The organism is Bacteroidota bacterium (assembly GCA_016183775.1).
Classification (GTDB): Bacteria; Bacteroidota; Bacteroidia; order JABDFU01; family JABDFU01; genus JABDFU01.
Window position 1 is genome coordinate 70,275 of sequence record JACPDY010000001.1, and the last position, 18,172, is coordinate 88,446.

At 38.4% G+C, this 18,172-nt stretch carries 17 protein-coding genes (1 of these 17 running past the window's edge); 5 read left to right on the forward strand and 12 right to left on the reverse strand.

All coding sequences use genetic code 11. The features are described 5' to 3' along the window. The 7 genes from HYU69_00195 to HYU69_00225 form a co-directional block, all read right to left on the reverse strand. Nucleotides 1–281, reverse strand: partial view of a hypothetical protein gene (locus HYU69_00195; GenBank protein ID MBI2268758.1) — the start only. The gene continues 1,093 nt to the left of window position 1, outside the view; only the first 281 of its 1,374 coding nucleotides appear in the window; its start codon is at nucleotides 279–281; its stop codon lies beyond the left edge, outside the window. A gap of 329 nt (nucleotides 282–610) precedes the next feature. Further along, nucleotides 611–1,459, reverse strand: coding sequence for a hypothetical protein (locus HYU69_00200; protein MBI2268759.1), 849 nt, complete (start codon nucleotides 1,457–1,459; stop codon nucleotides 611–613). A gap of 217 nt (nucleotides 1,460–1,676) precedes the next feature. Beyond that, entirely contained in the window at nucleotides 1,677–2,258 is a 582-nt protein-coding gene (locus HYU69_00205) for a YdeI/OmpD-associated family protein (GenBank protein ID MBI2268760.1), read from the reverse strand. A gap of 9 nt (nucleotides 2,259–2,267) precedes the next feature. Then, a complete protein-coding gene (locus tag HYU69_00210; GenBank protein ID MBI2268761.1) occupies nucleotides 2,268–2,663 on the reverse strand; it encodes a DoxX family protein in 396 nt (131 codons plus the stop codon). A 6-nt stretch (nucleotides 2,664–2,669) separates the two neighbouring features. Beyond that, complete coding sequence (locus tag HYU69_00215; GenBank protein ID MBI2268762.1) at nucleotides 2,670–3,134, reverse strand: SRPBCC domain-containing protein; 465 nt, start codon at nucleotides 3,132–3,134, stop codon at nucleotides 2,670–2,672. Nucleotide 3,135: 1 nt separating this feature from the next. Next, entirely contained in the window at nucleotides 3,136–3,456 is a 321-nt protein-coding gene (locus tag HYU69_00220; protein ID MBI2268763.1) for a winged helix-turn-helix transcriptional regulator, read from the reverse strand. A gap of 241 nt (nucleotides 3,457–3,697) precedes the next feature. Beyond that, nucleotides 3,698–4,279 (reverse strand): dihydrofolate reductase family protein, encoded by a 582-nt coding sequence (locus tag HYU69_00225; GenBank protein MBI2268764.1) that lies wholly within the window; start codon nucleotides 4,277–4,279, stop codon nucleotides 3,698–3,700. A 221-nt stretch (nucleotides 4,280–4,500) separates the two neighbouring features. Between HYU69_00225 and ffh the strand changes: the two genes are divergently transcribed. The 3 genes from ffh to HYU69_00240 all read left to right on the forward strand — a co-directional run bounded on the left by ffh (nucleotide 4,501) and on the right by HYU69_00240 (nucleotide 7,259). Further along, nucleotides 4,501–5,832: a signal recognition particle protein gene (gene ffh, locus HYU69_00230; GenBank protein ID MBI2268765.1), complete on the forward strand. Its 1,332-nt coding sequence runs from the start codon at nucleotides 4,501–4,503 to the stop codon at nucleotides 5,830–5,832. Between the two features lie 109 nt (nucleotides 5,833–5,941). Continuing rightward, nucleotides 5,942–6,316: a four helix bundle protein gene (locus HYU69_00235; protein MBI2268766.1), complete on the forward strand. Its 375-nt coding sequence runs from the start codon at nucleotides 5,942–5,944 to the stop codon at nucleotides 6,314–6,316. Nucleotides 6,317–6,377: 61 nt separating this feature from the next. Further along, entirely contained in the window at nucleotides 6,378–7,259 is an 882-nt protein-coding gene (locus HYU69_00240; GenBank protein ID MBI2268767.1) for a bifunctional 5,10-methylene-tetrahydrofolate dehydrogenase/5,10-methylene-tetrahydrofolate cyclohydrolase, read from the forward strand. 154 nt (nucleotides 7,260–7,413) lie between these two features. Here HYU69_00240 and HYU69_00245 read toward each other — a convergent pair whose 3' ends face one another. The 4 genes from HYU69_00245 to HYU69_00260 form a co-directional block, all read right to left on the reverse strand. Continuing rightward, the gene (locus HYU69_00245; GenBank protein ID MBI2268768.1) at nucleotides 7,414–10,224 is read right to left on the reverse strand and encodes an insulinase family protein; all 2,811 of its coding nucleotides are present in this window, start codon (nucleotides 10,222–10,224) and stop codon (nucleotides 7,414–7,416) included. 223 nt (nucleotides 10,225–10,447) lie between these two features. Next, nucleotides 10,448–10,903 carry a hypothetical protein gene (locus HYU69_00250; GenBank protein ID MBI2268769.1) on the reverse strand — a complete coding sequence of 152 codons (456 nt, stop codon included), beginning with the start codon at nucleotides 10,901–10,903 and terminating at the stop codon, nucleotides 10,448–10,450. A 113-nt stretch (nucleotides 10,904–11,016) separates the two neighbouring features. Then, complete coding sequence (locus HYU69_00255; GenBank protein MBI2268770.1) at nucleotides 11,017–11,673, reverse strand: response regulator transcription factor; 657 nt, start codon at nucleotides 11,671–11,673, stop codon at nucleotides 11,017–11,019. Between the two features lie 137 nt (nucleotides 11,674–11,810). After that, entirely contained in the window at nucleotides 11,811–14,102 is a 2,292-nt protein-coding gene (locus HYU69_00260) for a sensor histidine kinase (protein ID MBI2268771.1), read from the reverse strand. Between the two features lie 150 nt (nucleotides 14,103–14,252). Between HYU69_00260 and HYU69_00265 the strand changes: the two genes are divergently transcribed. After that, complete coding sequence (locus HYU69_00265; protein MBI2268772.1) at nucleotides 14,253–14,834, forward strand: 7-carboxy-7-deazaguanine synthase QueE; 582 nt, start codon at nucleotides 14,253–14,255, stop codon at nucleotides 14,832–14,834. A 73-nt stretch (nucleotides 14,835–14,907) separates the two neighbouring features. After that, a complete protein-coding gene (locus tag HYU69_00270; protein MBI2268773.1) occupies nucleotides 14,908–16,872 on the forward strand; it encodes an OmpA family protein in 1,965 nt (654 codons plus the stop codon). A 13-nt stretch (nucleotides 16,873–16,885) separates the two neighbouring features. Here HYU69_00270 and HYU69_00275 read toward each other — a convergent pair whose 3' ends face one another. Next, the gene (locus tag HYU69_00275) at nucleotides 16,886–18,025 is read right to left on the reverse strand and encodes a hypothetical protein (protein MBI2268774.1); all 1,140 of its coding nucleotides are present in this window, start codon (nucleotides 18,023–18,025) and stop codon (nucleotides 16,886–16,888) included. Nucleotides 18,026–18,172: the final 147 nt, after the last annotated feature.

An 18,172-nucleotide genomic window follows, 5' to 3' on the forward strand; every position in this document is an offset into this window, starting at 1 on the left:
ACAAACCAACCTGTTTGCCAATCCCAATGATTTGCATTTGTCCCACCGGGGAATCGTAGTACTTCAGGATATAGATAAATCGTAGTATCAATAAACCATTGCTGTGTCCAGTTGGCTCCTGAATAACCAGGCGGAAAGTTAGCAGGTTGGTGACCATTGGTATTAAAACCAAAAAGAGGAGTTGGTCGGTTTACAGAACCTAATGACGCTTGTATAGGCTGCTGTCCGAAGGTCAAAATTGTTGCTATAAAAATATAGCATGTGGTCAGGATGTATTTCATATTTGTCTTTGTTTATGTTTCAGTTGCCTTGTGCTAACCGCAAACCAAATACGAATTAGCGCATGTAATATGTGCGGAATGGGATGCTATCCGAAAAATTGATAAACGTGTTACCATCATAGCGGGACAAACCATTTTTGTCACAGTTGAACCAAATGTTCCCCTCTTTGTCTTTAATAACTCTTCTCATAAACATTTTTCGGAATAGTTGATAAAAGTTTTCCCATTATAAAAAGTTACGCCGCCATTCTTGCCGTTTCCAAACCAAAAGTTTCCGGCATTATCTTGTTCCATTGAAAAGAAAAAATCAGTGAACTCTTTTTCTCCTATTAGATTAAAGTTTTTCCGTCATAAGAAAATGGTCCTTGTGTTCTTTTGCTGAACCAAATGTTTCCCGATTTATCCTGTAACATCGGGCTCACCCAATTTTCACCGTTCGGTGTAAAACGGGTTAATGATTTACCATTATAGCAGTGTACGCCCGCGATGCCGCGTCCGCCAAACCAAATATTTCCAGAGGAATCTTCAATGATGGATTCTACACCAAGAGCCCCGTTTTGAATGGCGATGCTATCATTATAGGAAAAAGGAGAAAATGTTTTGGACCCTGTCACCTGATCTTTCGAAGGATCGTGTTGATAAATACCTGCCGGAGTGCCGAACCATAACATTCCCGTTCTGTCTTGAAGAATACTCAACACAAAGTTTTCCATGGGTTTGGAAATACCATAGGTAGGGTCGGTTACTGTTTTATGGTAGTTTGTATTGCCGGTTATTGTCGTGACTGGAATTACGGTAAACTTTTTCCCATCGTAACAGGTGATGCCGTCTGCCGTGCCGAACCAAAGTTTGCCCGTGTTATCTTCTAAAACCGTCCCCACCTGATTATTGCTCAAACCGTCTTTCTCTGTGTAGTGCGTAAAAAATTTTCCATTGTAAACAGTGACACCATTACGGCCATTACACAGCCAAAAGTTGCCATTTTTGTCTTGTAGCAACCCGCGGCTCATTCTTGGCTGTCCTGCTGTGACTGTTTGTGTGGCAACAACACTGTCTTTTGATGAATTTGTTTTGACTTGTTGTCCGTTGCAGGAAGTTGTAAGTAAATTGTTCGTTGTCGTCAATGCAATGAGAATTGTCGAAACGCGAGTTGCTCTTGAAGTGAGAAAATGATTCATCTGTCCTGTTTTAAAATGCCAGCTATCGGTTTCGGGACTTGCCCATTTGCGGACTCGATAACGAAAATTAGTCTGCTTGCCTAAATATAAATTTAGTAAAAAATACAATTTGTACCCCGTCAGCCGTGGCAGGCAAGAACCAATTTGACCGAGGAATCGCATACCACTTTTTCCATTAGTTCTTACTGATATTTAGTTATGGGCTGGGCTTCTTTGTCTAATCGTCCATTCCTTTCCCATCAAGTATGTGTTGATAGTATTTTTCAATTCTTGCTTCTCTTGTTTTGGATTGTTTGGCTTGGTTGAAGTAAAATAAATACCCTTTTTGTCGTCCGGGTGTTAAGGAAAAAAAGGAGTTATTCAATGCTTTATCTTCATCTAATGTTTTTTGAAATTCTTCGGGAACAGGATAATCGCTAACTTTTTTCATAGCTATTTTCTTTCCTGATTTTTCAATTTCAATAGCTTCTTTGATATAATTCTTAATTGCAAATTTAAGTTTTATTATTTGCCCGGCATTAGTAAACCTGATTTGTCTTGCAGATTGCACATTTTCTGTTTGCTGTATCAAAATTTTTTTCGGGTCTTTCATCAAAGCACCTTTATGAAATAACAAAGCACAATATTCCTTAAATCCATGAATGAGAACAATGTTCTTTCCTTTAAAAGTGTAACAAGGATGCATCCATTTATAATCCTCTTCCAGCGATTTGTTTTCGATGACGATTTCTCGTAACAATAGAAATTCATCCTTCCACTTGTTTGCTTTATTAAAAAATTGCTCTGCTTTTTCGTTCATACGGTTAATTTAATTTTGGTTTAAATGGATTTTTCTGTCGGCAGGTCTGAAATACCAAGATGCAGCAATGAGAACAAGGTAGAGTAATGATGGAGCAATTAAATTGATAGTGTCGCCTGATTTTATATGTGAATACAACGCTCCTGTAACTGTAAAGAATATACCTGCATAAGCCCATTCTTTTAACAGGGGATATTTTGGAATTAGAAATGCCACGACACCTAATAATTTCCATATGCCAAGCAATGGCAATATGTAGGCAGGGAAACTCAAATGAGTAATGTTTTCAATTCCTCCTGGTCCGTCTGTTTTTATTTTGAACAGTTGAATTATTGCGGCTGATGTCATTCCTAAGCATAGCCATATTGTGGCAATCCAATAGATAATTTTATTTTTCTTTGGCATATTTCGTTATTTTAATTTGCTTGCAATTTCTTGTAATCTGTCGTGAGCCATATTTAAACCGTAGGCAAATGGTAGTTTTAGTTGTTCTGCCCGGTGCTTCTCTGATTTGTAAATTATTTGGATTGTTAGTTTGCTGGTATTGTCAGTGAGTTTTTCAAAATCCAAAAATTCAAGTTGAACACCAACAGGCATATTTTCCATTTCAAATGTTCGTATAATTTTTTGATTTGGAACAATCTGGTGAATTGTCCCATTTGCCTTAAAAACTACATTGCCGTTGTATGAGGTTTCAATCTGGAAACTTCCGTGATTTTTATTTTCAAGTCTTATGACTTTTGTTCCCATCCATTGTTCTATAAGTTCTGGTTCGGTGTATGCTTTGAAAAGTAATTCTACCGGCAAATCAAAATCCCTTATAATAAACAGTTCTTGCTTGCCGTCTTCGGCATTGATTTTTGTTTTTTGTTCCATTTTATTTGTTCTTATATTTTTTCATTACTGATTCGAGTTCATTGAACTTTGTGTCCCACATTTGTCGGAATGGTTCAATGAAGTCAGCTATTTCTTTTATTTTATTTGGATTGAAATGATAATAAATTTCCCTGCCTTGCTGTTCCTGTTTCAGAAGTTCGCATTCTGTCAAGATTTGTAAGTGTTTTGAAACAGTTGGTCGTGCTGTATCAAAGTTTGAAGCAATAGCTCCTGCCGTCATAGAATTAGTAGCAAGTAAGAATAAAATTGCTCGTCTTGTCGGGTCAGCAATGGCCTGGAATACATCTCGTCTTAGATTCATTGTGAAGTAATTTGACTACAAATTTAAGTGTAGTTATTTAACTACGCAAATTTTTCTTCGATTATTTTTTTTCGTTAATGAATGGAAGTTGAAAAATTGTCGGTATAGGCTGTCGTGGTGTACGGTCTGTTAGTTTTGCCCATAGCGGTTCGGCCTTTGCGTTCGGGCGGGTTTAGGAGCACAAAGCTCCATGTTTGCACGTCAGCCCGCCTGACGTAAAACCCGGGTTAGCGGTTCGTTGTTATTGTCTGTCTACTGTGTAATTCAGTTCAGTTACCCCGCAGGTAAATTGTCGGGTAGTCAGTAGTTTTAGTTTTATTTTGTCTTTGATGTCTGCAAACAATGGAATGCCTCGTCCAAGAATAATCGGATTAACAAATAGCCAGTAGCCGTCAATTAAGTTCAGTTGAATCAGTGAATGTGTTGCCGTCGGGCTACCAAAAAGCAAGATCTCTTTACTCCCGCCATTGCGGGATTGTTTTATTTCATTTATTCTGTCCGAAAGGTTGTCGCTAATAATTTTTGTGTTAGTCAAACCCGCGTCTTTTATTGTTTTTGATAAAACAACTTTGTGAACTTTGTTATACCACTTTGAATGTTCAATGTCGTGCTTGGTCGCTGTCGGCTTGTTTCCTGCGGCAGGCCAGTAATTTTCCATCATCTGGTAAGTTACCCGTCCATATAACGCAGTGTCGCCTTCGCTTATCCGCTTACCGACATAATCAAAAATTTCCTCATCAACTTTAACCCAATCGAGTTCTCCTTTCGGTCCTGCTACAAAACCGTCAAGCGATATATGCATAAATGAAATTATTTTTCTCATATGGTTCTATATCGAGTTTTTGTTGTTGTTTATGGTTTGTACTGTCTTTTTACAATGACGGCTAATGTTCCCAAGTCAATAAAATTACTAAATGAATATCATATCATATGAACCATCTGTGTAAAAGTTTTCCTAAATTTACCTTCCTTTATTTGTCCACCAAAGCTGTCATACTGAGCAAAGCCGAAGTGGAAGCATAGGTAGAAAAAAACAATAACATTATGTTCGATAATTTAAGTGATAAAATAGAACGAGCCTTTAAATTATTAAAAGGCCAGGGGAAAATTACGGAAGTGAACGTCTCCGAAACCATTAAAGAGATACGTAAAGCCCTGCTTGACGCCGATGTGAATTATAAGGTAGCCAAGCAATTTACAGATAGCGTTAAAGAAAAAGCCTTAGGTCAGAATGTGCTTACCGCGATATCTCCCGGTCAGCTTTTAACCAAAATTACCCGTGATGAACTGGCATTGCTTATGGGCGGGGCAAGCGTGGATATTAAGCTTTCAAGCAGTCCCACTGTAATATTGATGAGCGGTTTGCAGGGTTCCGGTAAAACAACTTTTTCGGGTAAGCTGGCCGGCTATTTGAAAAATAAACGCGGAAAAAAACCTTTATTAGTTGCGTGCGACCTATACAGGCCTGCAGCTATCGATCAGCTGCAGGTGCTGGGAGAGCAAATAGGAGTGGAAGTTTTCTCGGATAAAGAAAGCAAGGACGCTGTGTCTATTGCCAAACGTGGTATTCAACAGGCCAAAGAGAATGGTAACTCCGTTGTGATCATTGATACAGCCGGCCGCCTGGCTGTTGATGAGGTGATGATGAAGGAGATCGAAGCGGTGAAAAAAGCGGTTGATCCGGATGAGATCCTGTTTGTTGTTGACGCGATGACCGGGCAGGATGCTGTAAACACGGCCAAAGCATTTAATGAACGATTGAATTTTGACGGTGTTGTGCTTACAAAGCTGGATGGCGATACACGCGGCGGTGCGGCCCTATCAATTAAATCGGTGGTGAATAAGCCCATTAAGTTTGTGGGTACAGGGGAGAAGATGGAAGCGATGGATGTGTTCCACCCCGAACGTATGGCCGACCGTATATTGGGCATGGGAGATGTGGTAACACTTGTTGAGCGTGCGCAGGAGCAATTTAATGTAGAAGATGCCCGGAAGCTGCAGAAGAAGATCGCGAAAAATCAATTTGACTTTAACGATTTCGTGGCCCAGCTTCAGCAAATAAAAAAGATGGGGAATATGAAAGACCTGGTGGGTATGATACCCGGAGTTGGCAAAGCGATAAAGGATGTTGACATTAAAGACGATGCCTTCAATGGCATTGAAGCCATCATAGCATCCATGACGCCTTATGAACGTGAACACCCGGAATCGCTCAATGGCAGTCGTCGACAACGTATAGCCAGGGGAAGCGGAACATCGGTTGCAGAAGTTAACAAACTGATCAAACAATTTGATGAGACCCGTAAAATGATGAGGATGATGGGTGATAAGAAAAATATGATGAAGATGATGAGTCAGATGAAAAATATGCGGTAGAATTGTCAGTGGTCATTAGTCATTGGTAAGTAGTCATTGGCCAATAGTCAGTAGTCATTGGTAAGGGGAGTGGTTAGTAGTAAATGGGGTTAGTTTTAATTTTAACTTTATGTTTATGAGACTTGAAGATTTAGAGATTTATCAACGACTTATAGTGTTGGAAGATAAGATTTGGAATATTGTTTTGGGTTGGGATTATTTTGCGCGTGACACAATTGGTAAACAATTTGTAAGATCAGCTGATTCTATGTCTTCAAATGTTGCGGAAGGGTATGGCCGCTATTTTTATAAAGAGAACAGGCAGTTTTGTTATTATTCAAGAGGTTCATTGATGGAAACAAAAGGTTGGTTACTAAAAGCAAAAAACAGAAAATTGATTGCTGACGAGCAGTACAAGGAGTTTAACGATGAACTTGAGCAGATTCATATTAAACTAAATGCATATATTAAATCCATTGGATTGAAAATGGCCTCTGAACAATAGATTTCACTAATGCCTTTTTTTGTTAATTAGCCAATGACTACTGACTAATGCCCACTGACCAATGACCATAATTGACGGAAAAGAAATATCAGAAGAAATTTTCAGTGAGATCGCTGCCGAGGTGGAGCAGATAAAAACTTCAGCGGGGAAAATACCGCACCTGGCCGCTGTGCTTGTGGGTAATGATGGAGCCAGCGAGACATACGTTGCGGCTAAAGTAAAAGCATGTGTGAGGGTTGGTTTCAGGTCAACACTTATTCATCACCCGGCGACTATTTCGGAAAAGGAATTACTTGATACAGTTCAAAAGTTAAATAATGATAAGGATATCGATGGCTTTATTGTACAATTGCCTTTACCAAAACATTTTTCCGAGCAAATAATTGTTGAAAGCATTAAGCCTGAAAAGGATGTAGATGGTTTTCATCCAACCAACGTGGGTAGAATGGCGCTCAGCCTGCCTGCTTATTTGCCCGCTACACCTTATGGCATAATGCTCCTGCTGGAGCGCTATAAAATTGAAACAAGCGGAATGCATTGTGTTGTCATCGGGCGAAGTCACATTGTAGGGTCACCTATGAGTATTTTAATGGCCCGCAACACATATCCGGGGAATTGTACTGTTACATTGACTCACAGTAAAACAAGAAATATTGCGGAGATCAGCCGCACCGCTGATATACTTGTGGTGGCTTTGGGTAAACCCGGTTTCGTTACGGCCGATATGGTGAAACAAGGTGCCGTTGTTATTGATGTAGGTATTACGCGTATGCCTTCAACTCTGACAAAAAGCGGATACAAGCTTTTCGGGGATGTGAAGTACGATGAGGTTGCTCCCAAATGTTCCTTTATAACACCTGTTCCGGGTGGTGTAGGTCCTATGACCATCGTAGCCTTGCTTACCAATACTTTAAAGGCTTGTAAAAGGGCAATATATATATAACAGGTAAATTATTGCATTTGAAAAAGTCAGAAGACGGGAGTCGGAAGTCCGGAGTTGGAAGACTGAAGTCTCCTTTCTTCTGACTCCGGACTTCCGACTTCCAACCCTTAAATACACAATTATATTCCGTTTGCAGTAAATACTCTGACCCGTATTACTTCTCAGGCATCAGCACAAACTTCGCGTAGTTTTTTTGATCCAGGTACATGTTTGCCGCTTTCTTCAGATCATCGGAAGTGAGGCTCTCGGCCATTTTTGGCACGCTCAAAATATCTACGGGGTTCTCATTGTCAAAATAATAGTTGCTGATCGCATTCAGCCAAAACCTGTTTTCCTTAAAATTAACTTCATATTCACGCCTCAGCGTTTCTTTTATTTTGATCATGTCTTTTTCTTCAGCGCTATTCTTTTTTATATTTTCCAAAACGTCAAGTGCTGTTTTAGTCAGGTCGTTTACGTTTTTTGGATCGCAGCCGAAATAGATCGTCAATGAATAATCCTGAATGGGATAATGGCTCGGCCGTCCGTATACAGAAACACCATACGTTCCGCCTTTTTCTTCACGGATTGCTTCGCGCAGTTTAATATCCAATAATTTGTTAAGCGCGTTGAATACCAGGCGATTTTGCCTGTTGTACTCAAATGAGCCTGTGTATTGCAGTTGCACAGCGCTTTTGGGTTCTATACCCCGCTTGACTGTTTTTTGTATCACACCCTTCGGGTATCTGATGTTCATATCTTTCCAGTTCTCTTTTCTTCCTTTTGAAGGAAGGCTGCCAAGATATGTTTCAAGCATTGGTTTTATTTCTTCGGTCTTAAAGTTGCCTATAAAGAAAAAGGTAAAGTCAGCTGCATCGGCAAAACGGTCTTTATAAATATCAAATGATTTATTCAGGTCAATTTCTTTTAATGTTTGCAATGTAAGCGGCCTGCGGCGGAAATGGTATTGCCACATTGTAACGTTTATGGTATCTCTGAAAGCCGATTCAGGGTCTGATTGACGGTTCTCAAGAAAGCTTTTTTCACGTTCAATGACCGCGGCAAATCCTGTTTCATCTTTTCGGGGCGCGGTGAAATAAAGATTGATCAGTTGTAAAGTTGTTTCGAAGTCTGTGGGGGAGCAGCTTCCTTCAAGACCTTCCCTTGTATCACCGATGTAGGGGCCAACCGAAATGATTTTACCTGTCAGCATTTTATTCAACGTAATATTGTCGAATTCAGATATGCCTGATTCGTCAATAAGTGAGGCTGCATAGGCTGCCGACATGTGATCTTTTTCATCATAAAGAGAGAATCCTCCGGGACTGTATGCGGTGAATACGATCTCGTCATTTTTAAAATCGGTAGGCTTTAAAATAACTTTAACTCCATTTGAAAGTTCAAGTTCAGTCAGGTTCAGTTCTTTTATTTGTTTTTCGGAGCCGATCTTTCCGGGTACCGGTTTTGCCGACATCAGAGGCTTGTCCGACGTTTTGTCTTCATAAGGCTTGAGTGAAGTTTTAAGAACATTGGCCATAATGGTTTTGATCCGCTCATCTGAAGGAATGATCACATCCGGCTTTTCGGGTCCCATAATAGTGATCACCATATTTTTTCCTTCATCCGTTGACCACTTCCTGGCCAGTTCATTTATATCGGCGAGGGTAATACCTTTTAAATATTTTTTGTAGAACCGGTATTTGAATTCAATGGATGGAGCCGGTTCATCCTTTAAAAAGTTGCTCACCAAATTATTTACCAGGTTTCTTGATTCAGTTTTATCACGTTCATTATATTGTTTTTCCATATTACGCATTAAGCTGAGCTTTTGACGCTCGAGCTCACTTTCTGTAAAGCCGTATAGTTTTACACGCTCATTTTCGGTGAGTAATGTTTCAAGGCCGCGTTCAATTCCCTTTTCTTTAACCACTGCAAATCCGCCATATTCAGATCGTGTACGTGCCAATGATGGTCCATAACCTATGTTGGCAAAACTAAAAGGAGGGTCAGCCAATTGTGTAAGTTCATTCAACCGTTCGTTCATCATGTTGTTGAATAATTTATAGCTAAGCCCTCTGCGCATATCCTGCAAAGTGGCAGAACTTTCTTTCGGAAGTTTATAACCGAATTCAATAATAGTGTACTGCGATTCTTTATCACTTGCTTTTGCTATGAGTAACTGTTCATTATCCGGAACTTCGAATTTCTGTGTGGGGCGCGGATTTTCTTTTGCCGGAATACCGCTGAAATGATCCTTTATCATTTTTTCAACTTTATCCATATCAAAATCACCTACAGCAATAACAGCCATCAGGTCGGGACGATACCAATCGTAATAAAATTGTTTCAATGTTTCATGCTTGCATTTTTCCAAAACCTCAAGTTTTCCGATCGGAAGCCGGTCGGCATAACGTGAACCTTTAAATACGATAGGCCAGGTCTTTTGGTTCATACGTTCCTGCGCGCCAAGTCCGCTCCTTCGTTCTGATATTACTACGCCCCGTTCTTTCTCAATTTCAGCATCTTCAAAACTCAGATTATGCGCCCAGTCTTCGAGCACCTGGAATCCTTTCGCGAATATTTTTTCCGAATCGGTCGGGAGCTGCAGCATATATACAGTTTCTTCAAAACTTGTATAAGCGTTAAGGTGCGCGCCGAATTTTGTGCCGATCGATTCAAGGTAGTTCACCAATTCGTTCTTTTTAAAATTTTTAGTTCCGTTAAAGGCCATGTGTTCAACAAAGTGAGCAAGGCCCTGTTGATCGTCGTTCTCATAATTGGAGCCTGCATTCACCGCCAGTCGGAGTTCAGCGCGTTTTTCAGGCTTACCGTTTTTCTTTATATAATATTTGAGTCCATTGGAGAGTTTCCCGGTTCTTACCGTGGAATCCATAGGTATTTGAGAAGTAAGGTCGGGATTAGATTGTGCTGTAAGGCTAAATGTATACACTAAAGCCGTTAAAACGCATAATAAGTATTTTTTCATTTTTGTGATTGTTTATTCAAAACTAAGAGAAAATGATATCCTATTTCATGGCGAAATTTAATAATAAATTTCAGGCTAATTGGTTTTTTGTAGTTTTTTTAAAGCCAATCGTTCTTTTTCCAGTACACCCTGTATTTGACCCATTTATCATACCCGTTATGGCTATTGGTTCCGGCTGCGCAGGGAGGTGGTTCAAATGAACAAACCTGCATAATAGATTCGCTTAATTATTGTTTATTTTTTTCAAAAGTGGATACAATGGAATCCGAAATTCTTTCGAAAGTTGCTCAACTGTTCTTACACTAATTTGACCTGTTTTAGGATACTTGACCAATTCTTCCTCCGGGACATTAATGTAATCGGCAAATTCAGATAGACTTATGTGCTTATTTATTAATAATTCTGCTATCATTTCGTTTAAGTTTATATCCTGACGAAGTTTTATAGCATTGTAATAAGTTGATGTAGCACAGGAGTCGGTCATTTCCCCATACCAGCTATACATAGGAATTTTCAGTGCTTTACAAATCTGTTCAAGCGTTCTGATATCTAGCGTATCGGGTTCAAGATCACCCATCAACTGCTCTTTTGAAACATCAATATAATTTGCGAAATCACAAAGAGTAATATTATTTTCTTTCAGTGTAGTTTCAATTTGTTGCTTAAGTTGTGTTTTCATGATCTGGCTTTTTATTTATTATGTTTCCAGACAAAGCTAAACTATCAAAATAGTAGAAGCATCCCCATAAATGGGGATAATATTTTCTCGCCATAAAACTCTCGAAAGAAAATCTAGTCGAGTAAGCCCGTTTCAATAGCCCGTTTAATAAGTCCTGCGGTGTTCTGCACATCAAACTTGAAAAGCAGCTTTTTGCGGTGACTAATAACCGTGTGGTGGCTGATGAAAAGCTGATCGGCTATTTGTTGGGTGGTAAATTCTTTAGCAACTAATTGTAATATTTCTTTTTCACGGTCGGAAAGTATTGGGATTATTGGCTTTTGCTCTTTGCCGGAGGTAATGTTTGTAATCATTTTATTTTTTACTTCTTCACTCAAAAATTGTTCGCCACTGGCAAGCGCTTTAATTGCCGCAACAAATTGTTCTTTACCTGAATTTTTAAAGATATAACCTTTTACACCTGCCCGAAACATATTGGTGATCATCCGCTGCTCATCGTGCATTGTTAAAATGAGTATTGCAATATGCGGATACAATTTTTTTACCTGTTGGCTCAATTCGAGGCCATCCATACCGGGCATGTTTATATCGCTGATTAATATATCTACCGGTTTTGTTTTTAACAGATCAAGCATTCCTATCCCGTTCAGCGCTGTTCCTATAATGTTTATTTCATCGATGTCGTTCAGCAAAGCGACAAGTCCTTCGAGGAAAATCGCGTGATCATCGGCAATGGCTATGTTGATTTTATTTTTTTTTTGATCGCGCATAAAATATTGTTTAATAAATTTAATGCTAGCATTTTATTCTCTACAGCCCTCTGTCTTCCCTGTGAACCTCTGTGCTATTCATTTTTGTTGCACGGAGAACCACGGAGGATTCACAGAGTTACACGGAGTAACTATAACTAACATGGTATACTTATATTAAATGTACTTCCCCAACCGGTTTTTGAATCAATAGATAATACACCACTCAATGCTTCCACCCGTGATTGAATATTTCTTAAACCTATACCCGTATTTTTTTTCGAGCTATCAAAGCCAACACCATTATCTTCCACCAGCAGGTTCAGTTCGTTTTCATATTTACTTAAATCTATCACAACCTTACTAGCTTTGGAATGTTTGAGAATGTTTTTTATAAGTTCCTGTATAATTCGGTACACTTCAACCTGCACTTTTTCCGAAACTTCGTTTAATTTTTCTTCTTCTATAAATTCCAAATGGATATCCAGTTTGGTAGTGGGTTTAAATTCTTCAATAAAGGTTTTTACTACTTCGGTAAAGGCGGTGTTAGTTAATTGGGGGGGCGTTAAATTATGTGAAATTGTCCGTATTTCGTTATAAGCAGCATCAACATTATTGATTACACTTTCCAGATCTTGCTTCTTTTCAAAAGTTGAATTTATTTTAATCAGTTTTAATTTAATACCTGCCATTATTCCGCCCATTCCATCGTGCAATTCACGGGCAATACGGTGCCGTTCAACCTCCTGTCCTATTATCAGATCTTTCATTGATTTTAAGCGTTGCTTTTCCAGCAAATCAACCACTTTTTGTTTATGGATCTCTTCGTTTTTCTGGGCAAGCAGTTGGGTCGTTTTTATTTTTCTTCTGTAGCTTGTAATAAGCATTATTGAGGTTGCTAATAGTAATGTAAATATTATTATCAAACTGTTTCTCACTGTTTTTTGTTTGCTTATTTCCGCTTTTACAATAGCATCCTTTTTCTCTTGTTCCGCTTTTTCAATGGCCTGCCTTTTTTTAAACTCGTAGTTCATCTCGGCTTGGGTAATTTTTTTTGTATTTTTCTCGTTAAGCAGGCTATCGCGGGCAGTAATATATTCTTTGTAGTGTTCGAGAGCCTTTGCGGGTTGATTTGTTTTAAGGTAGATATTTGAAAGTGTTTCTTGAATATCTTTTATTAAATCCAAATACCCAACCTCTTTTCCCAAAGCAAGGCCCTTATTAGCATATTCAAGAGCTTTGAAATAATTACCTTGATCAAAAAAAACGACAGCAATATTTCCACAAGAAATGGCAATACTTGTTCTATCTCCCATTTCTTCAGCCGTTTTTAATGATTTCAGATAGTATTCTTCGCTTTTAGAATAATCGCCTGTACTTTCAAATACATTTCCAATATTTATATAAGCATTGTTAATTCCCTCTTTATATCCAATTTCGTCAGCTAACTTCAACGCTTTTTGATGATATTCTAAGGCTTTAGAATAATTAAGTTGATGATAATAGATATTCCCAATGTCTCCAAATAATAGAGACAAATGATCTTTGCTTCCTATGGTACGGGCTGTTTTTAATGATTTGAAGTAATACTCTAAAGCTTTAGGGTAATCTCCCTGATCTTTGTATAAAATTCCAATGTTATGGTAAGAATCCGCAGTTCCTTTTATATCCACATTTTCCTCATTGATCCGTAATGATTTTAAATAATACTCAAGAGCCATCGTGATGTTGCCCTGGTCGTAATAAATGCTTCCGATATTGTTATAACTACTTGCGGTTCCTTCTTTACCATTATTTTCTTTTTCAATTATCGTTGCCCTGAAAGCGTAATCCAATGCTTTAGTATAATCGCCCTTTTTCTTATAAATACTGGCTATATTAGCAAACGACCGTGCTATTCCAAATTTATCATTTATTTCCTCTTTTATTTTTAATGATTTAAGTTGATATACCATAGCTGTGTTGTAATCTCCTTGTTTGTCATAAATAATTCCAATGTGATTGTAGCATCTGGCCATTCCTTTTTTATAATTTATCTCTTCACTTACCTTTAGTGCCTTAAAATAATAATTCAGAGCATTTGTAAAATCTCCCTTTTGATCATTTAGAATTCCAATTGTATTAAACGAAACGACCATTCCTTGTTTAATTGCTCTTGTTATCTTATCATCTATAACTATTTTTTGTTTTAAATCAGGATCTGTTTTCGCATTCAATTTGCTTTCAGCAAAGGTAGAAACTTCATCTGCATACTTTAACGCGCTCACATAATCGCCTTTATCAACCAGTGCTCTGGCAATTGAATTTAATACATCAATGTATGTTGTGTCATTAGGGTGAGTACTGAGGAGCGCTTTTAGCGAATCAATTTGTTTATCCCGTGAATAGCACAGACGACAGTTTAATAAACAGGCAAGAAGTATCCAATTATATAAAAGAAAATATTTCATGTTAAAAAGGTACGATAAAAAAAACTAATTTAGGATAAAAATGGATTGAAAACCTATTCCAAATCCTGATAACTATCAGGATTAATCCTAAATACATGCGGTATTATGATTCAAATTGATCAATTAGCTGCCGGATTACAGTTGCCTTTGATGGAAGAATTCTACACCATCCAGGGAGAGGGCTTTAATACGGGGAAAGCTGCTTATTTTATACGTGTGGGTGGCTGTGATGTTGGTTGTCACTGGTGTGATGTAAAAGAAAGTTGGGACGCATCGCTTCATCCGTTGACATCGACAGATGTGATCATTGAAAATGCAGCAAAGTGTCAGGCAAGATCAGTTGTTGTTACAGGTGGAGAGCCATGTATGTATGATCTTGATTATCTTACAAGTGAATTGAAGAAAAGTGAAATAAAAACTTTTCTTGAAACCTCGGGTGCATATGCATTAACCGGAAGTTGGGACTGGATATGTTTGTCGCCAAAAAAAACTGCGGAACCCTTGCCTGAAGTTTTGAAAAGAGCGGATGAATTAAAGGTGATCGTATACAATAAAGATGACCTGAAATGGGCGGAACAAAATGCGGCTAAAGTAAGCGCCTCATGTAAGCTTTATTTGCAGCCTGAATGGAGCAAGCGCAATGAAATAATGCCTTTGATCGTTGATTATGTGATGAATAACCCGAAGTGGAATATGTCGTTGCAAACGCATAAATACCTGGGAATACCTTAATTGGTTCCGGGTTCAAGGTTCAAGGTTTCAGATTTTAAGTAGTTTGGTATGTTAATTGTTAATTTGAAATAGCATGAATAAAAAATTTCTTTCCTTCTGCCTTTTTATTTTTTCCTTCTTACTTGTTTCCGCCCAGCCCGGGACGTATTCTACCAAAAATTCAAAGGCAATTAAGCTGTTCCAGGAGGCGCAGAATCTTGTCGCGATGGATCCCGCAAAAGCAATGGAGGCTCTGAAAAAGGCCATTGATAGGGACAGCATGTTCATTGAAGCGCATGCTTTCCTTGCGGAGTTGTATGCGTATAATGGACAATATGAAAAAGCAGCGGGTGAGTACAACAAAACATTTCAAATAAACCCCAATTTTTTTCAGAATAATTTTTATTTCGCCGGAAGGGTGGAATTAAAGTTGGGACGATACAAAGATGCCAAATCTCATTTTGAAAGTTATCTTGCTGCACGATCGGTCAGTCATAAAATGGATGATGAAGTTAAAATTCTTATTAAAAGCTGCGACTTCGCGCTTGATGCCATGGAGCATCCGCTTCCGTTCAATCCTTTTAATATCGGGCCCGAGATCAATACCGCTGACGATGAATATTTCCCAACTTTAACAGCTGATGACCAGACCTTTTTGTTTACCCGAAAAGTCACATTGCCGAAAGAAATTAAACATAACGGAATGGGATTCCAGGAAGATTTTTTTTATTCCTCCAAAGAAACGGGTAAATGGACCCAGGCTAAAAGCATTGGTAATAGTATAAACACGGAAGCGAATGAAGGCGCTCCATGTTTGTCTGCAGATGGACAATATTTATTTTTTGTGGTTTGTGAAGAAGCCTATGGGTATGGACTTAACAGGAAAGGATATGGCAGCTGTGACATATTTGTAACACAAAAAATGGGTGATAAGTGGGTTAACCCTCACAATGTGGGTGCTCCTGTAAGTACCAAGGCATGGGAGAGTCAGCCATCATTTTCTTCTGATGGGAAAACGCTTTATTTTGTGAGAGGAATTGTTAATGACGAAGGAAAAAAGCATGGCGATATTTATATGGCTGAAATAAGTCCGAATGGTAAATGGGGCAACCCTGTGAGATTAAATAATAAGATAAATACACCGTTTGATGAACAGTCCGTTTTTATTCACCCGGATAATCAAACATTGTATTTTTCTTCAAACGGACACGTGGGCATGGGTGGACTGGATATATTTATGTCGAAACGCCAGCCGGACGGGCATTGGGGAGATGCAGTGAATTTAGGTTATCCGATAAATACGTATAATGATGAGAATAGCTTACTGGTAGATTCAAAAGGCAAGCTAGCTTATTTCGCATCGGACAGGGCAGGAGGAATAGGCGGTCTTGATATTTACACGTTTGAAATTGATAAAAAGTTTCGTCCGGAAAACCTTACTTATTTAAAGGGCAAGGTATATGATAGCCAGACAAAGAGGCCGTTGGCCGCATCGTTTGAACTGATCGATCTTGAAACAAGTAATGTTGTTATGCAATCGGAGTCGAATCAGTACAGCGGTGAGTTTTTAGTTTGTTTGCCTGCTGATAAAAATTACGCGCTTAATGTTTCAAAGAGCGGCTATTTATTCTATTCCGAGAATTTTTCATTGAAAGAAACAAAGGATATTTCTAAACCATTTTTTATGGATGTGCCCTTGCAGCCAATAGATACAGGCCTGACTGTTCAGCTGAAAAATATTTTTTTTGAAACGAATAAATTCGATCTGAAAGATGAATCGAAAGCGGAGTTGCAAAAACTGGTCTCTTTTTTGAATATGAACAGGACCATGAAGATAGAATTGGGTGGACACACGGATAATACGGGTGATAAAAAGCTGAATGCCGCACTTTCGCATAATCGCGCTAAATCGGTGTATGAATACCTGGTTATAAATGGAATTCCTGCCGAACGCTTGTCTTTCAAGGGTTACGGCGATTCAAAGCCTGTCGCGCCGAATGATACGCCTGAGAATAAGCAGAAGAACAGGCGGACGGAGTTTAAAGTGATGGCGAAATAGCGGTCTTGCCGGTTTATTTTTGTTTCGCGATCCTTCTTTGCTCTTTCTCTCTCAGAACTTCGATCAACCTTCGATTTTCAATTTTGGAATCTATCCATGAAATAATATCCAATGAGTTAAGCATATTGGCTTCAAATGGGTCGACAAGCAATGCTGTTATTCTCACTTTTAATTTCCTGAAAATAGTTGTCAATTCTTTTTGGGAATTACTGTTTCTCGGTTCTTTTTTGAAAAAGCCGAGAATAGCGGCTTCTGTTTTGTACATTTCACCCTTCTTTATAAGGCTATGGCTGGTTGCCCTTTGCAGGTACCCGATCAATTCGTCGTACCCTAACTCATAATATAGGATCATTAATTGAAGCCGGCATAAGGTTTGAATATCTTGTCGTGTAGAAGATCCGATCTCATTCTCTAACCTATTCATCCATACTAAAGCCTTTTTGAAATCCTCTGCCATGAAATATATATAGCCCAGGTAAATATAAAATGTGCTTTTGACTTCAATGGAAATTGATCCCTGGTATTTTTTAAGAGTTGACTCAATTTCAGGGATCAATTTCAGCGCTTCTTCCAACTCTGCTTTTGCTACATGAAGCTTGATCCTGAACAACAATTGTTGAAGAATAATCATTTTCTGAAAAGGAATATTTTTAATAACAACATCATTCACCATCAATTTATTCAATTTTTCAATTGAAATAGTGACATCATTGAACAGTGACAAAACGGATTGTGCCGTGATAATGTTAGTAATGGTGCCGAAGTATTTTCTCAATATGGACAGATTTGTTAGTGGGAAATGTTCAATGCAGTTCAATTTCATTTTCATCTGCGCAAGGGCTTTCTCATAGTTTTTGATTTTAAAATAATAGGCCCCTTTTATATTATGATATTCTATTTTAGCTTTTGTTGAAATCGGACTGTTCTTTTTAAGCTCTAATGGAGTAATGAGCCTGTTAAGATCTTTTTCTTTTATTGAACTGCGCAGACTTAAATTGTCGAAGATATTTTCTTTCAGTTGCACTCTTAGTTTTGCGATTTCATTCAGATTTTTTATTTTATTGATGATGGCAGCCCTTTCCATATTAATACATTCTGCTTCTTCTAAAGATTTATTTATTTTTTCATCTTCTATATCAAAAAGTTCTAACAACAGGCTGTGTCTTAGCCCCCTAATAACTGGACACTTTTTTCAAAATGGTTTACTACTAAATCCCCTTTTTCTTGCTCGTCCGTTAGGCGAAGATAGCTTAGCGCTTCGGGATTGTCAAGGTTAGTACTAAGCGGCTGATTTTCTATA

Excerpts from the sequence above, each read along its gene's own strand:
- HYU69_00200 (MBI2268759.1), bottom strand. The coding sequence starts at position 1,459 with ATGAATCATTTTCTCACTTCAAGAGCAACTCGCGTTTCGACAATTCTC.
- HYU69_00205 (MBI2268760.1), bottom strand. The coding sequence starts at position 2,258 with ATGAACGAAAAAGCAGAGCAATTTTTTAATAAAGCAAACAAGTGGAAG.
- HYU69_00210 (MBI2268761.1), bottom strand. The coding sequence starts at position 2,663 with ATGCCAAAGAAAAATAAAATTATCTATTGGATTGCCACAATATGGCTA.
- HYU69_00215 (MBI2268762.1), bottom strand. The coding sequence starts at position 3,134 with ATGGAACAAAAAACAAAAATCAATGCCGAAGACGGCAAGCAAGAACTG.
- HYU69_00220 (MBI2268763.1), bottom strand. The coding sequence starts at position 3,456 with ATGAATCTAAGACGAGATGTATTCCAGGCCATTGCTGACCCGACAAGA.
- HYU69_00225 (MBI2268764.1), bottom strand. The coding sequence starts at position 4,279 with ATGAGAAAAATAATTTCATTTATGCATATATCGCTTGACGGTTTTGTA.
- ffh (MBI2268765.1), top strand. The coding sequence starts at position 4,501 with ATGTTCGATAATTTAAGTGATAAAATAGAACGAGCCTTTAAATTATTA.
- HYU69_00235 (MBI2268766.1), top strand. The coding sequence starts at position 5,942 with ATGTTTATGAGACTTGAAGATTTAGAGATTTATCAACGACTTATAGTG.
- HYU69_00240 (MBI2268767.1), top strand. The coding sequence starts at position 6,378 with ATGACCATAATTGACGGAAAAGAAATATCAGAAGAAATTTTCAGTGAG.
- HYU69_00245 (MBI2268768.1), bottom strand. The coding sequence starts at position 10,224 with ATGAAAAAATACTTATTATGCGTTTTAACGGCTTTAGTGTATACATTT.
- HYU69_00250 (MBI2268769.1), bottom strand. The coding sequence starts at position 10,903 with ATGAAAACACAACTTAAGCAACAAATTGAAACTACACTGAAAGAAAAT.
- HYU69_00255 (MBI2268770.1), bottom strand. The coding sequence starts at position 11,673 with ATGCGCGATCAAAAAAAAAATAAAATCAACATAGCCATTGCCGATGAT.
- HYU69_00260 (MBI2268771.1), bottom strand. The coding sequence starts at position 14,102 with ATGAAATATTTTCTTTTATATAATTGGATACTTCTTGCCTGTTTATTA.
- HYU69_00265 (MBI2268772.1), top strand. The coding sequence starts at position 14,253 with ATGGAAGAATTCTACACCATCCAGGGAGAGGGCTTTAATACGGGGAAA.
- HYU69_00270 (MBI2268773.1), top strand. The coding sequence starts at position 14,908 with ATGAATAAAAAATTTCTTTCCTTCTGCCTTTTTATTTTTTCCTTCTTA.